Consider the following 16,154-nt stretch of genomic DNA (forward strand, 5'->3'; position numbering starts at 1 on the left):
TTTGTTTTTTAGAAAGTCAGATTTATACCAAATAAGAAATTACGTGTGGCAGGAGTGTTATAGCCGACAACCGGAAGTTTGTGTGAGCCTGTGTAGCCTTCCATTGTTACAGCCATAGTGCTGTTATCGTTACTCATGGTATTCGTCTCCGGGTCAAGACCGCACTCGTTTGTGAACGGAGAGAACAGTACGAACGGATTCTGCACTGTGAAGTAAGCACGCAGCTTGCTGATGCCGAAGTTCTTGACAGCCTTCAGTTTGGCGAAGTCGTAGCCGAGAGTGATGGCACGTACTTTCAGATAGCCTGCATCGAAGTATCCGAGTGTGCTTCCGTACTTAGGATTGTCGCTTGACATTATGCCGCCCGGTTTCGGGTATTTTGCGTCAGTGTTGTCCTCTGTCCAGTAGTCAACGTCGATCTGTCCGCGACGTCCTGACAACATGTTGAGGTAACCGTTAGAAGAGTGGAGTGTACTGATGAGTGTACCGCCAATCTGGAATGCGCCGATTACAGTGAAGTCGAAGCCCTTGTAGCCTACTGTTGTGTTGAAACCACCGATGAGGTCAGGTTCCATGTCGATAACCTGCATGTCTTCCTGGTTGATCTGACGTGTAGGAGTTCCGTCCTCGTTGTAGTCGCCTGTATATTCAACCTTGATCATACCTACGTTTCCGCCCGGTTCAAGAATGTTGAGATACGGGTCGCCTTCCTGCCACAAGCCAATTTTCTTGTAGTCGTAGATAACGTCGATAGGATGACCTACGAACCAGCGGTTGCCTACATCTTCAGTTGCACCTGAAGCAAGTTCAACAAGTTCGTTGTGGTTTACGTAGAAGTTTACGCCTGCATCCCATGTCCATCCGTTCTTGTTGTCGATGATGACACCGTTCAAGCTCATTTCGAATCCCTTGTTGCGTGTCTTACCGATGTTGGCCATATAGCTGCCCACACCTGATGTAGCCGGCAGAGATACGCTCAGCAGAAGGTCGTTGGTGTTCTGTACGTAGTACTCCATCGTACCGCTGAGTCGGCCGCCGAAGAGTGAGAAGTCAAGACCGAAGTTCCATGTAGATGAATACTCCCATCCGAGTTCCTCGTTAGGCAGTGTAGAAACATAGTATCCGCGGAGGAATCCTGTGCTTGCAGGACCGAAGTTGTAAGGACGTGTGCTGAGTGCGCCGAGTGTAGAATACGGGTCGATACTCTGGTTAGATGTTTCACCATAACCAACGCGCAGCTTCAGGTTGTCGAGCCAGTCGAACTTCTGCATGAACTTCTCGCGTGAGATGTTCCAACCTACTGATACGGCAGGATATGTGTGCCACTGATGACCTTTGGCCAGACGTGAAGAAGCGTCGGCACGTACTGCGGCAGAAATCATATACTTGTTGTCGTATGTATACATGATACGGCCCATCCATGACATAAGTCCGCTCTGCCAGTAGTTCTGGTTGTTGGGATTGACAGAAACCTCGTCTGTTGCAGAACCGATATTGTAATACTGGAAGTATTCAGCCGGGATGCCGCGGCCTGACATGTATGTACGCTCGAATGTAGTCTGCTCGGCAGAGTAGAGGCCTGTGAAGTTAACGTGGTGCTTCTCAGCAAATGTGCGGTCGTAAGTCAAGAGGTTTTCTACAACCCAGTTTCTTGTTACGTCCTGCTGTACAGAAGCACTGTTGATGGCGTCGGGGTTGGTGTTGTTTACACCTGTGCCTGTGAACACACCGTTCTTTGCTGTACGGTAGTTCAAACCTACGTTTACACGATAGCTCAGGCCCTCGATCCACGGACATTTAACTTCAGCGAACATGGTGTTGTATGAACCAAGACCCTTGTCCTCGTTGAGCCATACGTCCTTAAGGTCTTCAGCTACGCTCTTTGTCAGCACGAATGTCTCGTCGAGAGGCATGCGCACCGTGCGCTTCAGGTTGCCGTTCTCATCATAAGGAGATGCAAGAGGGCTCATAGACAGCACGTTGTAGATGCTGATGTTGCTGCCCTTTGTCTCGCGGTAGCTGGTGTTGGTAGAAAGACCGAAGCGGAAATACTTGCCCACGCTCTGGTCGAAGTTACCTCTGATAGATATACGGTCGTAGCCCTGTGTCGGGATGACAGCCTCGTCGTGATAGTAGCCTGCGCCGAAGCTGTAGCTTCCGCCCTGAGTTCCGCCCTGTATGCTTACGTCGTGGCTGTGGGTGATACCTGTGCGGTAGAACAGATCCTGCCAGTCGGTGTCCGTGTCGTCGCTCTCGTCGAGAGAGTTTGTATACAGGCCGGCATACTTACGCATCTCGGCATATTTCTTTCCGTTCATCATAGGATATTTGTGGAACACGGTCTTGAAACCGATGTATGCGTTGTAGCTTACCTTGGCAGGTGAGCCCTGCATACCCTTTACGGTTGTGATGAGGATAACACCGTTGGCACCGCGGCTACCATAGATGGCTGTTGCCGAAGCGTCCTTCAGAATATCCATCGACTTGATGTCGCCAGGGTTGATATCAGATAGCTGACCCATGAACGGAATACCGTCGAGCACAATCAGCGGGTCGTTGCTGGCGTTGAGCGAGCGCTGACCGCGGATACGGATCTGCATTTCAGCACCAGGCTTTGAAGATGTCTGTGTCATGAGCACACCGGCAACACGTCCCTGCAGGGCCTGTGCGGCGTTGGTGGCTGCAATCTGGTTGAGCTCGTCGCCGCTTACGTTGGCAACAGAACCTGTTACGGCCTCACGTCTCTGTGTACCGTAACCGATAACCACAACCTCGTTGAGCGAGTGTTTCTCTTCTTCGAGTACGATGGTCAGTTTCGACTTGTTGTTGATTTTTACGTCCTGTGTGATATATCCGATGTATGACACTTCAAGAACGTCGTTTGGACCGGCAGAAATCTTGAAGTTACCGTCAATGTCGGCTACAACACCTGTTGACGTGCCCTTAATCTTGATGGTTGCTCCAACCAACGGACCTGTAGCATCGCTTACGTTACCTGTTACAGTAATTTTCTGTTGTACGGCCATGGCTGTGTTAGCCCCGGCATTCTCTGGAGGTGTTGCAAGTGATACCGCAAAAGCATTGGAAGCTGTGCAGGCTATTCCGAGTGCCAGCACGATTCCTCTTAGATTTTGTCTAGATTTAAAGTAATCCATAGTCTTTTGAGTTATCAAAGTTAAACATTAATTTAAAGTATTATTTTTTTTTAAGTTTTCAGAATTATGCTTATTCTACATTATTATATATTGGCTTTCTTTTCTTTGTCTTTATGGCCGGCTGTATGCCTTGTGCCATGACATTTGTGTCTCATTAATATTTGTTTCAAGTATTTTTGCTTTGTTTTTTATGGTATTTTTGTTACGTGGTGATGTAAGTTTTTTTATAGTATTTTTTATAAAGTTTTCTACGTCGCAAAAATATAAATTAATATTTATAAATGTATTTCTTAATGTTTCATCCGCGTTTTTCTACGTCTCATATAAGCAAAAAGAGCTTATATTTAGACGTTTTACATGGTTTAAGGCACGTTTCTTCTGTTAAAATGGTCTGAATATTTATATTTTATGGTTTTTTGTATCAAAAATCATAGTACAAAGGTTTTTGATGCATGCAAGGTTTTTCGGTGTGTATGTTTTGATGTTTCTGCCTGATTTTCGTGCGAATTAAGTTTTTAGTGAAAAATATTTAATGAGTTTTTATCCTTAGTTTTATATTTTGTTCTAAGTCTGTCATGTTTTTTCTGAAATTGTAACATATTTTTTTAAAATATTTGAGCGCTCTATTTCTGATTTTTGCCGTTGCCGTTTTCTCAACGGCATACTTCTTTCATGTTTTTGCGGCATGCTTTTGCTGTCGGAATGTTTTTAGTGAAAACAGATTTTTATTTACATCAGTTGGGTTATGGGCATACGGTATATCGGTCAGTCTTTGCCGGTTTGCCTTGTACATGTTTTCATGTTGTATTTATCACCAATAGGTGATGCTGCTGCGTATGTTTTTAATCTTAAAGTAGACTTAATTTTTCTGCCGTCATATTGTCTTTCTGTTGCCGTCTTGCTGCCTGCTTTTTTTGACAAGTCAGCTAATTTCATGAGAAGGCAAATGGTAGTCAGCTCAGTATAAGACAATCTTTTGATGAATCCTGACGGCAGATAGAAGCGTTGTCATGCATTTTATATTTAATGCCTTGCGGCTGTGGCTTATTAAGGGCGTGTATGCTTATTCTTGCTTTGCTGTTTGCTGTATTGTCTGGCTGCATATATTTTGGTCTTGAAAATAATGGATGACATACAGACACGTTGTAAGGATTTTTCGCAAAATCCGAACGGTTAACGCTTTCAGAATGGCGGTGCTCATCATGAAACCGGATTTTTGACCATAGATGGCGCAAAATTTGGCGTTTTGTGTAAGTGGTTGATATTATGTGCTTTAGTGCTATTTGGACTTTACAATGTATGTGTTAAATAATATTACTATGCCGTTTACGGGTCAAAAGTGGCATGTTTTCTACTTGAAAGTGATGCTTTTTTGCTTCAAAACCGGTGCTTTTAGCGTGGCAAAACCATTGTTTTTGCATGTTTTATGTGTGCATATTGTGAACAATAGTTAATAGACTGGTGGATTTTATTGTTCCCGTTTAACTTATATTATATGTTGGCTTTCTGTAATGAAAAAATATAATGTCCTGATTTTTTACCGCCTTCAACGCTGGTTTTTATTCTTGTCCTGACGTCATGATCTATCCATGTTTTGCCTTGTGTTGCTTTGATTGTTGCAGGCTTCTTACCAGTGAATCATGATGAACGGATGGGGGAAGGCGGGCATTGTTAAGAATGCCAGGTGGCGTGATGCTGGCGCAAGGCAAAAAGACTGTGCCGTGTCATGATGTGGCTACATGGCCGGCAGAATGAAGACTGGTGGCAGATAGGGCGTAGTGCTCCTGTTGAGAGCCTGATTTAGCCCTTTCTCTTGTCTATGGCAAATGGTCATACGGTCATGATGCCGGCTTGCAGAAAGCCTAAGGCAGTATATCTTTGCACGGTTGGCGGCAGTGTATATAAAAATAATAAGGTGCACGGCCGATAGCCTATGCACCTTATTGATAAGATAAATCGCTGTATCAGAATTATTATTTTCCGTTCATCCACATGTCTCCTGTAAAGTCCTCGCTTATGTCCTTGCCTGCTATACCGTCGCATACACCCTTGTAGGCTGTCTTGCGGGCATAGTTCTTGTCAAAGATGTTTGGCGCGTCGTCAGGATACCAGTAAGTGTGCTCGTCGGCAGCATCAGAGAGAGTCCACAGTGTTATTCCGCCCTGCTGTGCCTCAGGTATGTTTGCCTTGTATGATTCGATGATCATCTGATATACGTCCGACTGTGTCTGCAGGTCGTCGGCTGTAGGCGATGTCGTGCCGATTCTTACGTCGAGCTCGCTTATCCTTATCAGTTTGCCTGTAGCAGCAAGCGTCTGGAACATTGCGTCAATCTGCTCCTTGGTTATCGACTTGCCGTCTACGTGCATCTGTGTGCCGATACCGTCAACCTTTACGCTTCCGTTCTCGTCGATGTATTTTACGAAGTTGATGAGCTCTGCCAGTTTTGCCGGACTTGTCTCCAGGTTATAGTCGTTTACATAGAGTTTGGCGTTTGGAGCGTATTTGCGTGCAAGTTCGAATGCCTTTGTAGCATATTCCTTGCCGATGTAGTAGCCCCAGTAGAAGTGGCCTGACTCCCAGTTGAGGTTGAAGCCGCTTTCAGGATCTTCAACAGGCTCGCTGTCGCCTTCGCTGAAGTTGCCATCTATGCCGCGCCATTTAGGTGTGCCGTCGGTTATAGGTTCGTTTATCACGTCCCATCCGCTTATTCTGTTGCCCAGATGTTCTGCCATGCCCTTAATCCAGCTCTCCATAGCTCCGAGCAGGGCTGCCTTCTTCTCTTCAGGTGTCTTGAACTTGTAGGTTACAGACGAAGCCTTTGCAGGGCCGCGCTTAGCTGATGCCGATCCGCCTATTTCCTCGCCGAACTCAACGTCGTCGATGTAGTAGGTTCCTGCCACCTTGCCGAAGTTGATGAGCACTCGGTTCAGGTTGTCCTTTGTGCAGGTATAGTCATACTCACATGTTGTCCATTCTGTGCCTACGCTGAATGAGTGGTATCCCTCGCCAGAGTAGTCGCTGCTGTTCTGTGTGGCAAACTGCAGTGTGCCGGCAGGTGTGCTGGCCTTAGCCTTAAATCTTATGATGTATTTCTTTCCTGCTACGAGCGGGTCGGTCAGGTCGTAAGCCAGCTGTGCCGAATAGTCGTCGGCATCGCTTGGGTTAACCATTACGAGTCCGTAGCTTCCGTCATATCCAGCACCTTCCTGCACCTCTGTTGTAGAGCTGTTGCCCCAGCTGCTCCAGTGGTCTTTTGTGCCGCTCTCGAAGTCGCCGTTCTGAATGACGTTGGCGATGTCGCTTCCCGGAGTAACCTCCACCGTAGGTGCGATGAGCGATTTCAGATATGTCTGGTTCTGCTGAGTGTGCCATATAAAGTTGTGGCCGTATATGTCAATGTCTGAAGGCACCTTTGCCAGGAATGCGTCAATCGTGGTGAACTTCAGGCTACCATCGTTCTGAACAACTGAGCCGTGCTTCATGGCGTTGCCTGTAACAAACTGCTGGAAGTTGTCGTTACATCTGTTCACATAGGCTGTGTCGTCAGAGATATATTTGTCTGCTCCGAGTCCCAGACCGAGCTTTACGTTAGGCATATACTGTGCCATGTAGGCCTTGATGTTGTCGTAGTTGGCAATCTTCTCCTGGAGTGAGAGTGGAATCTCGTCTGATACAACCGGATAATGTCCGTCCGGCGTGTGCCAGTCCATCTTCTCGTCGTAGCATCCTGTGAGGAGTAACGGGGCTGCCAGCACCGGTATGATTATTTTATTCAGTTTCATGATATTACTTTTTTGTTGTTTTGTTTTTTTTATTCTGCTCCGGTGTGTTTGTTCGCACCGGAGCAGGCGGTGTATTGTTTATTCTTCTTCGTCGGGGAAGTCTGATATTACTTCGCTCTTGCAGGGCACTACACGCCAGTTGTCGATGTAGATGTGCTGCTTGAAGATTGTGGCTGTTACGCTAAGACCGTCGAACACGAAGTCGGTGTTGATGAAGCCCATTCCGAAGTTGCGGTATGTGGCTGCATTGCGGTCTTCAACAACTTCTCTGAATGTGGGCGACTTGCCTTCTTCAATCTCGCTTGCATATTTCTTGAACTCGCTGAACGGTATTGTAACAGTCTGCCATCCGGCTGTCTTGAACGGAATGGCCTTGCCGTCCTGTATCCAGGGGCAGTAGAAGGCAGTCTGCTTGCCGTCGGCATCATCGTCAGAACCTATACCGCCGAAGTTGAAGTTGTTCATGAGGCAGAGCTGTATGTGGCCTGTGCCTACCCATGCTTCAGGAACGTAGATGTCAAACTGGAAGGCTACGTCGGTGAGCAGTGTTGTGTCGGGTATTACAGAGTACATGCGGCTCCAGTCGTCCCTCGGGTCGTCGTTGCCGGCTGTCCAGCATTCTGTTGCGCGGCTCTTGCCGGCTGCGATGCCGTTGCTCAGCAGACGTGAGGGCACAAAGTCGATCACCTTGCCGCGGCCGCTGTTGAGCGGGTCGTCAACCACGTCTTCGCTTCCGAGCATGCTGCCTGTCTCGCTCCAGCTCCAGAAGCCCTGACTGCCTTCGCCGTCGAAGTTGAGCACCATACACTTGTCGTTGTTGAAGTATTCTGCCGACTTGGCTGTTCCGTTGGCACACTCTATTGTTATGGCGCCGTATCCCTGAATGCTGTGAGGCATTACGAACGAGAACCATTCGCCGTCTTCATCTTCAGGAGCATTGGTTATTGCGTTTCCTGTTATCTCTGTTCCGTCGGGCAGTGTAACCTTTGAAGTCTCCTGAAGGTTGGCTCCGTACACTGTAACCGTCTCGCCCGGCATAGGCAGCGTGTTGTCGATGCTGGTTATCGAGGGAGATGCGGCACGTATTGTGAAGGTGTAGACATATTCAGTGCCTCTCTTCACGAAGCGTATCGTGTTGCGCACGCTGTCTGGAGCGTCTGATACGGGAGTGTCCGTGTCGATGCTCAGTATCAGGTTGTTGTCTGTAACGTAGGCATTGTTGAAGTAAGTGTCAAAGCCGTTGATGTATACCTTCTGCATGCCTCTGAATCCAGAACCTGATATGCGTATGGTCTGGCCAAGGCGGGCAAATTCTACGGGGCGGTCTTTTACCGTGGCTTCGGCATCTTCAAGATATACTTGCAGCACGCTTATAGGTGCGCTGTCTATCGCATCGTCGTCATCGTTGCATGATACCAGTCCGGCTGTAACGAATGCGAGGCATAAAAGCCATATATTTTTAAACATTTTCATAATGAAATTCCGTTTTTATTTTGTTTTGCTGATAATTTTAGTTGAACAGGCTTTCTTCTGAAACCTCACGCTCTCCGAACTCATAAGGAACGGTCTGTATGTTGCCGTTGGCGTCGCTCTTGAGATACGGGTTGCGGTTCTGGTCGGTGTCAGAGTAGGGCAGCAGCAGGTTCTTCTCTGTTGCTGTTGCAACACCCTTGCCCGGAGCTACATAGTCTTCGCTGAGTTTGTATTCATGAGTAGAACTGTCGTAATAAGATGCGTTGCGGTTCTGGTTGTTCACGTAGTTTACAACCTCCTGCTGCTTGTAGTATGCACGTCTTACGAGGTCGTACCAGTACTGTCCTTCAAAGGCCAGCTCCATGCGGCGCTCGTGGCGCAGGTCTTCATATGTGAGCGAAGTCTTGGCGTTGAGTCCGGCACGCTTGCGCACTTCGTTGAAGTAATAGAGCGCTGTTGCGTCTGTTGTAGATGCGTTGTTGCCCAGAATAGCTTCGGCAAGGTTGAGGTATACCTCAGCCAGGCGCAGCATGTGGGTGTTGATGCCTGAGCTCTGCTTGTAGCTTACGCCGTTGTCGTCGTGTGTGCCTACAACATACTTCTTGATGTTTGCACCCTGAGAACCGGCATTCTCTGTTACTCCGTAGGTGTAGCCGCCGCCCTTTGTGTACATGTCGGGATAATATTCGCCGTACCATGCAACGCTCTCATGCTTGCGCAGGTCGTTGTTCTCATATTCGGTGAAGAGGTCGTAAGAAGCGTATGTGGCACCTCCCCAGTTGGTTCCGTCTGTAACCATTGTTGACCATCCGAAGTAAGCGGTGATTGTCTGGTTGCATCCCCATCCGATAGCGTCGGTTGAGCCTTGGTTCCACTGCAGCTGGAACATGTCTTCCTGGCAGTTGTTGTTCTCGATCTTGAACAAGTCGCCGTAGTTTGTCATCAGCTTGAAGTCAGACTCGTTGATAACCTTCATTGCGGCCTTGCGCGCAAGTTCAAGATAATAGGTGTTGCGTGTTCCGCGGTTGAAGTCGGTAGCCACGTTGTTGCCGTCATACTGTCCTTCTGTGGTCAGACCGGCCATTGACAGATATACTCTTGACAGCATGCCGTATGCGCTGTATTTGTTGATACGTCCGCTCTCAGGAGATGTTGCGGGCAGGTAGGCAGCTGCATATTCGAGGTCGCGTATTGCAAACTCCATAACGTCAGCTCTCGGGTTTGCCGGTACAACATAGTTGTTTACGAGGTCGCTTGTCCTGGTGTATATTATGGCATTTCCCCAAAGAGATGCGATATACCAATAGGCCACGCCTCTCATGAATCTTGCCTCAGCCACGCCTCTTGTCTTGGCTTCCTCGCTTACAGCAGAGGTAGAGTAGGTGAGGATGTTGTTTATTGTGTTGTTTGACTGTGCAACTACAGAGTAAAGAGAGCCCCATGCGTCAGACAATCCCGGGCTTAACGATGTCTCGTTGAAGTTGGTGTACGGGTAGATATAGTCTGAATACTGAGCCGTAAGGTTGTTGGCACGTCCGTCGCCCATGCCGTAGTAGGCCTTGTCGTTGAAGCTCTGCCATACATAGTTGTAAAGCGGATACATGGCCTTGTCGATAGCTTCGTCGCTGTCGAAGAATGTTTCCTGGTTAGGGCTCGTTGTATTTTTCTGGTCAAGGAAGTCGTCGCTGCATGATGTCAGTGCTATTCCGGCTGTCAGGAGCGAGCCTACTAAGAATATTTTTGTTTTCATTTTCTTTCTTTCTTGTTAAAATTGTTACTTTCTTTCGCAAATACATTTGTGATTATCAGAATGAGATGTTCAGACCGAAGGTGTAGATGCGCGGTGAAGGATAGCGGCCGTAGTCGAGGCCGGTCAGAAGTGCATCGCCGTACATTGATCCTACTTCAGGGTCGTAGCCGCTGTAGTTGGTCCATGTGTAAACATTCTGCAGGTTCATGTATACCTTGACATTTTCGAGCTTGAGCTTTCTTACGAATGACTTCGGAAGCGTGTAGCCCAGCGAAATGTTCTGCAGACGAATGTAAGAGCCGTCCTCAACATAGAGGTCGCTTACACGGTTGTTGGCATTTGTTGTTGATGCGCTCAGACGCGGCAGGCGTGAGCTTGGGTTGGTGACGTAGAGGTTGCGGAAGTCGTCGTCGGGCAGGTTGGGGTCGATGACGCCAATCTGTGCGTAGTCGGCTGCGCTCTTCAGCAGGTTGCTGTTTACTCTTACGTCCTCGATGTCGCGGCGTGTATAGTTCAGAATGTCGTTGCCGTAGCTGCCGCTGAAGAATATGGTGAGGTCGAAGCCTTTGTAAGAGAATGTGTTGCCGATACCGTAAGTGAAGTCAGGCTGCGGGTCGCCGATGAACGTACAGTCGCTGTTGTTTATCACGCCGTCGCCGTTGATGTCTTCAAATATATAGTCGCCAATCCATGTCTTGTCTTCTCCGATAGAGCTTCCTTCGGGCAGTGCCACCGGCTTGACGTTGCCGTCCTTGTCTTTATAGTAGAAGTCTTCTGCCTTCTCGAAGCGTCCGATAACCTTGTAGCCCCAGAACTGTCCTACAGGCTTGCCTTCAACAGTTCTTGTAACAGTGTTGTTCTCGCTTCCTGTCATGAAGGTCTTGTCGATGGTTGCACTTTCTGTGTCGAGCTTGAGCACCTTGTTGCGGTTGAGTGAGAACACGAAGTTGCTGCGCCACTGGAATCCGCCTTTGTCAATGTTTACAGTGTTCAATGTCATTTCGATACCGGTGTTGCGCAGAGAACCTACGTTCTTCCATGGGTTAGAAGCTGCGCCCTGTCCGTATGATCCGAGGTACTCAGGCAGAGGAATCTGCAGCAGCAGGTCCTTGGTCTTCTTGTAGTACCAGTCGAAGATAAACTCGATGCGGTTGTCAAAGAGGTTGAGGTCGAGTCCTACGTTGTATGATGTTGTAGTCTCCCATTTCAGGTCTGGGTTAGCTGTGTTGGCTGTAAGCACACCAGTTCCCCATGGCGTGGTCTTTGAAGACAGCAGAGCCATGTAAGCCCAGTCTGATACGTTCTGGTTACCTGTAGAACCCCATCCGAGGCGGAGTTTGAGGTTGTTGATAACGTCGCTTGTGCCGGCCATGAACTTCTCGTTAGAAACTCGCCATGCAAGTGCTGCTGACGGGAACCATCCCCAGCGGTTGTTCTTTGCGAAGTGAGAACTACCGTCGCGACGCAGTGTCGCTGTGATGAGGTAGCGGTCGTCGTATGAATAGAATGCACGTCCGAAGTAAGAGAACAGAGAGTTGTCGTTCTGTGTACCTGTACCTGTTGAGGCTGTTATGTCACCTGCCGACGGGTCGTGGGCGCTGTTTGTCAGGAAGCCTGTAGCCGTGCTCACCTGTGTCTCCCAGTGAGAGTTGCTCATTTCCTGACCGAGCATAACGTTGATGCTGTGAACCTTGTTGAAAGTGTTCTGATAGGTAAGGATGTTTCTCCATGACCAGTATTTGGTGTCTGTCTTTGTCCATTTACCGGTACGTGTAGAGTTTGTCAGGGCACCGAACTCATAGTCGGGCTCATAATAATAGAACTTGTTGAGATTATAGTCTGTTGAAAGCTCTGTCTTGAAGGTGAGGCCCTTCATCAGGGTTGCCTCGAGGCTTCCGTTTATACGGAAATTCATCTTCTTGTTGTAGTTCTCTCTGATAGATGCTATGGCCACGGCATTTACAGGCATGTAAACGTCGTCCGGACCGTCGAAGCTTCCGTCAGGGCTGGTAACAGCTACTGAAGGCTGCTGGAGCAGGGCATTCATGATGACGTTGTTGTCGGCACCTACTTCCTGCTTTGAGTCAGTCAGTGAGAAGCTCAGGCTGGCTTTGAGCCATTTCTTCACCTGTGCGTCAGTGTTGCCGCGCAGAGTAAGACGCTTGAAGCCTGAACCTATGGCTATACCGTCCTGGTTCATGTATCCTCCGCTTATTGCGTATGTCGCATTCTGTGTTCCGCCCGTAACAGATATGTTGTGGCTTGTCATCAGAGCGTTGCGGAACAGGGCGTCCTGCCAGTCGGTTCCTTCGCCAAGAGCGTCGGGATTTACGAATGCGTCGTTATATTCAACGATGCCCTCTTCGGCGCGTGCGTTGTGGTGTATGGCATACTCACGCAGGTTCATCATGTCGAGCTTCTTTGCCATTTCCTGCCAGCCGATGTAGCCGTCGTAGGTTATAGTGGCTTCGCCAGACTTACCTCTCTTTGTGGTAATCATGATGACACCGTTAGACGCTCTTGCACCATAGATGGCTGTTGCAGAGGCATCCTTGAGCACATCCATTGACACGATGTCGCTCGGGTTGATGCTGGCAAGCGGGTTGTTACTTGACAAGGGGTCGTTGCTGTCTGCTCCCTGTGCGTCAACCACAACACCGTCGATGACGAATATAGGCTGGTTGGTTGCATTAAGAGAGTTGACACCACGTATGCGGATACTTGTATTGGCACCAGGAGTACCTGAGTTTGCCTGAATCTGCACACCTGCAGCACGTCCCTGCAGCACCTGGTCGATACTTGTAGACACGGTCTGCTCTATGGCCTTGTCGTTGATTGACACCATTGAACCTGTTACGTCTGATCTCTTCATCGTTCCGTAACCGATGGCCACAACCTCGTCAAGCATCTTTGAGTCTGGTTCGAGCTTTACGTTTACTTCTTTCTGATTTGTAACCTTTACCTCCTTGTCGGAATATCCGAGGTAGGTGAACGTTACAACTGATCCGGGACTTACCTTTAATGTGTATTTTCCGTCAAGGTCAGTTATTGCACCTGTGGTCGACCCCTTAACCTTTACTGTTGCTCCGATGATAGGGCCGTCGTCATCGGTAACAAGACCCGTGATGGTTACTGTGTTCTGTGCAAATGCCCAAATAGGGAAAATGCTCATCAGAATCAGTAAGCCCAGAGTCTTACATGCTTCTTTTGCGCGTTTCATGATTAATTGTTTAAAATTGTTTGAATTTGGTAAAGTTTTCAACGCCACAAAAGTATGAATTTATGTTTAAAAGTGTATTAATTAATGTTTCAGCAACGTTTCTTAATGTTGCAGACGTGCTGATTTGTGTCGTTTTAGCGGCTTTTTACTCTCTTTTTTGTGTTTTCTTGTTAATAATATGATTTTTTATCTATTTTTCATGTAGGCTGGTCATATTTTATAGTTATATGATTTTGACCGTTGTTTACGCATGCTGATTGTTTCTATATGTTAAAAATATTCTTTGCGGCAGCCATGCTTTTTTGCCGTTTCCGGTTATCGTGTGTTCTGTCTATGCTGTGCTTTGCAACATGAAATATGTAGGGACGCACGTTTTTCAGTTGCCTTTTTTTGAGTAAAAACCGCATGCCTTTTATGCTTTTACGCCTGCCGTTGTCAGGCTCATGTCCGTGCCTGCGTGGTTGTATTTTTACGTTTTGTTCATGCTTATTCCTGCATGCAATAATGACCACTCTTTATTTTGAATGACAAAACTCTATGGCTTTTGCGTAAAAAAGCGGTCACTTTTGCATCAAAAGTGGCCCGTTTACGACACGTAAACCGGCCACTAACAGTTCGAAATATAACAGCTGTTGTTTGGTTAATAATTTTCTTGCAGAATAACGCTGGATATTTAAAATGTAACAGAAATAGGTGTAAATGGTTATAATTTTTACGCCTGTTTTTAGGTGCCGCCCGAAAAAGCCTTTTATCCGCCTGTGCAGTGATTACGCAACAGAATTGAATTGCTGCATCAGTCAGGTTAGAGTTGAAAGTAAGGGGTATAATATAATAAGGTGTACGGGGCAATCGTCTGACGGGGCATGACCGATAGGGCATAAAAAATACTCTATATTCGCCCTTCAGGATGTCCTTATGGCGTATATAGAGTATTTTTCTGTCGGCCGCTTGCAGGCCTTATTTTTATTGTGAAGCCTTAACCATCTTTGTCTGACGGCAGACTCTGCAGCCTTTTTTAAATTTGCTTGGCTGTTCCCCTTGTCAATACTTATACAGCTTGACGTGCAGAATCTTATATTCGCCTACAGATATGCGGGCGTGGCGTCCCTGATGGCTTTGGTCTCCGTTTTCTCTTCTCAGATATTTCAGCGTTCCGTCTTTGTTTATTGCCACCTCATCCACGTAGCCTATGCCTGCACGCATTCCTTTAAATTTAGGCTGCGCTTCGTTCTGCGTGCCCGTGTTTTGGCCATTCTGGGCAAATCCGTCTTCGCCAAGTATCTTTTTTTCTTCTTGTTCCTTCTCGCTGTTGGTCGCAAATTCTACAACGATGCCGTTGCCGGCTATGATGTAGTCCATGTCTGCCAGCTTTATTATAATGCCTCCGCCTTCGGGCCATTCAGAGCCGTCGGTGGCGCGAGGGTCCCATGGCAGTGTGAAGTTGTGGCGGCATGTCAGCGTGATGTCGCCGTCTACGATGACGCGTTCGCGGTCGTTGCCGTCAAAGAGCAGTCCGTGTGTCTGGCCCTTGCCCTGATATTTCAGCAGCAGCGGCGACAGCTCTTCCAGCATGGCGTAGCTCTCCTTTATGCTCTTATGGTCGTCGGCAGAGCCGTGGTCTATGTCGAACGGTGAGAAGCCTATGGCGTCGTGCTCGCCAAAGGCGTACAGCGCACGCACACCACTGTTGCGGCAGAAGCGCGACTCTGGTATAAACAGCGGATTTTCAGGCTGCTTGTACTGGTCGGCCCAGCTCTTGAAGCCTGTGTCGTAGATGTCAGGAGCAAGGATGTCTATGCTGGGTGCGGCGCAGTGCCACAGGTCTACAAGGTGTGCAAGCGGCCCAGCCGACGGATATTCGCCCGGCTTGCGTCCGCGGCTGTTGAGCGCAGCGTTTACATAGAGGGGCATGTCGCAGATGCGGCGGCCCTCGAGAGCCAGCTGTTCAACATATTTTGCATGATAGTAGGCCATGAACACTTCGTCGGCATATATGTCTGTGCCAAACACCTGTGCCCATGTGGCGCCCTTCTTCAGCCTGTTGTTTATAGCGTTGTGGCTGTCTTTTGTCCATTTCTCTGAGCCTGTGAGCATTTTCAGCAGGTGAGGGTGCAGCTTTTTCCCGTTGCTCCTTATATATTTTATAAGGTCTTCGGGCACGGCAGAGCTGAAAGCCTTTTGTGCCTTGTCCGAGTAGTCGCGTGCGTCCTCGAGCATGCCGATTTCGTTTTCAATCTGCATCATTATCACCGTGTTTCGGCTGCTGTCGGCCTCAGATATGAATTTCATCAATTTGCTGAAGGCGTTTTTGTCTGCCTGCAGTATGTTGTCTGAGAATGCGCTGGCAATTTCAAGAGGCTTTCCGCGGCGTGTCATTGCGCGCGGATATTTCCTGGTGTTTTCCTTGAACCATAGCGGTGCATAGCAGCTCATGGAGTTTTTCCATGCTCCAAACCAAAGGAATATTACTTTCAGGTCGTTTTTGCGTGCCTGTTCTATGACAGTTTTCGGCAGCGAGAAGTCAAACTTGCCTTCCTCCGGTTCGATGAGGTCCCATTGTGCCGGCACAAGCACCGTGTTGAGTCCGCGTTCCTTGCATGTGCGCATCACGCTTATTATGTCTGCCTCGCATGTAGCGGCCGAGTTGCTCAGCTCTCCGCACAGCAGGAGCATGGGCTTTCCGCCTACTGTTATTTGTGTGGCAGTGCCCTGTTTCTGCAGCTTTGCCTGTGCATGGGCTTCGCTGCCGCAGAACATGACCATCATGGCCG

7 protein-coding genes are annotated in these 16,154 nt (G+C 48.2%); all 7 read right to left on the reverse strand.

Annotation, left to right across the window (positions count from 1 at the left end; genetic code table 11):
- Positions 1–8: 8 nt before the first annotated feature.
- Positions 9–3,026 (reverse strand): SusC/RagA family TonB-linked outer membrane protein, encoded by a 3,018-nt coding sequence (locus ACZMIG_RS05705; RefSeq protein WP_288950190.1) that lies wholly within the window; start codon positions 3,024–3,026, stop codon positions 9–11.
- An 894-nt stretch (positions 3,027–3,920) separates the two neighbouring features.
- Positions 3,921–4,091: a hypothetical protein gene (locus ACZMIG_RS05710; RefSeq protein WP_487889225.1), complete on the reverse strand. Its 171-nt coding sequence runs from the start codon at positions 4,089–4,091 to the stop codon at positions 3,921–3,923.
- Between the two features lie 1,037 nt (positions 4,092–5,128).
- Positions 5,129–6,940, reverse strand: a complete 1,812-nt coding sequence (locus ACZMIG_RS05715; protein WP_021854992.1) for an endo-1,4-beta-xylanase — start codon at positions 6,938–6,940, stop codon at positions 5,129–5,131.
- Positions 6,941–7,018: 78 nt separating this feature from the next.
- Complete coding sequence (locus ACZMIG_RS05720) at positions 7,019–8,413, reverse strand: glycan-binding surface protein (protein WP_487889226.1); 1,395 nt, start codon at positions 8,411–8,413, stop codon at positions 7,019–7,021.
- Between the two features lie 37 nt (positions 8,414–8,450).
- Positions 8,451–10,163, reverse strand: coding sequence for a RagB/SusD family nutrient uptake outer membrane protein (locus tag ACZMIG_RS05725; protein WP_053397927.1), 1,713 nt, complete (start codon positions 10,161–10,163; stop codon positions 8,451–8,453).
- Between the two features lie 55 nt (positions 10,164–10,218).
- Positions 10,219–13,383: a SusC/RagA family TonB-linked outer membrane protein gene (locus ACZMIG_RS05730; protein WP_298452116.1), complete on the reverse strand. Its 3,165-nt coding sequence runs from the start codon at positions 13,381–13,383 to the stop codon at positions 10,219–10,221.
- Positions 13,384–14,424: 1,041 nt separating this feature from the next.
- Positions 14,425–16,149 carry a GH35 family beta-galactosidase gene (locus ACZMIG_RS05735; RefSeq protein ID WP_487889272.1) on the reverse strand — a complete coding sequence of 575 codons (1,725 nt, stop codon included), beginning with the start codon at positions 16,147–16,149 and terminating at the stop codon, positions 14,425–14,427.
- Positions 16,150–16,154 lie beyond the last annotated feature (5 nt).

The organism is Xylanibacter sp. (assembly GCF_057607445.1).

What these genes read in the sequence shown, in the direction of transcription:
- ACZMIG_RS05705 (WP_288950190.1), bottom strand. Translation starts at nt 3,026, where the DNA reads ATGGCCGTACAACAGAAAATTACTGTAACAGGTAACGTAAGCGATGCT.
- ACZMIG_RS05710 (WP_487889225.1), bottom strand. Translation starts at nt 4,091, where the DNA reads ATGAAATTAGCTGACTTGTCAAAAAAAGCAGGCAGCAAGACGGCAACA.
- ACZMIG_RS05715 (WP_021854992.1), bottom strand. Translation starts at nt 6,940, where the DNA reads ATGAAACTGAATAAAATAATCATACCGGTGCTGGCAGCCCCGTTACTC.
- ACZMIG_RS05720 (WP_487889226.1), bottom strand. Translation starts at nt 8,413, where the DNA reads ATGAAAATGTTTAAAAATATATGGCTTTTATGCCTCGCATTCGTTACA.
- ACZMIG_RS05725 (WP_053397927.1), bottom strand. Translation starts at nt 10,163, where the DNA reads ATGAAAACAAAAATATTCTTAGTAGGCTCGCTCCTGACAGCCGGAATA.
- ACZMIG_RS05730 (WP_298452116.1), bottom strand. Translation starts at nt 13,383, where the DNA reads ATGAAACGCGCAAAAGAAGCATGTAAGACTCTGGGCTTACTGATTCTG.
- ACZMIG_RS05735 (WP_487889272.1), bottom strand. Translation starts at nt 16,149, where the DNA reads ATGATGGTCATGTTCTGCGGCAGCGAAGCCCATGCACAGGCAAAGCTG.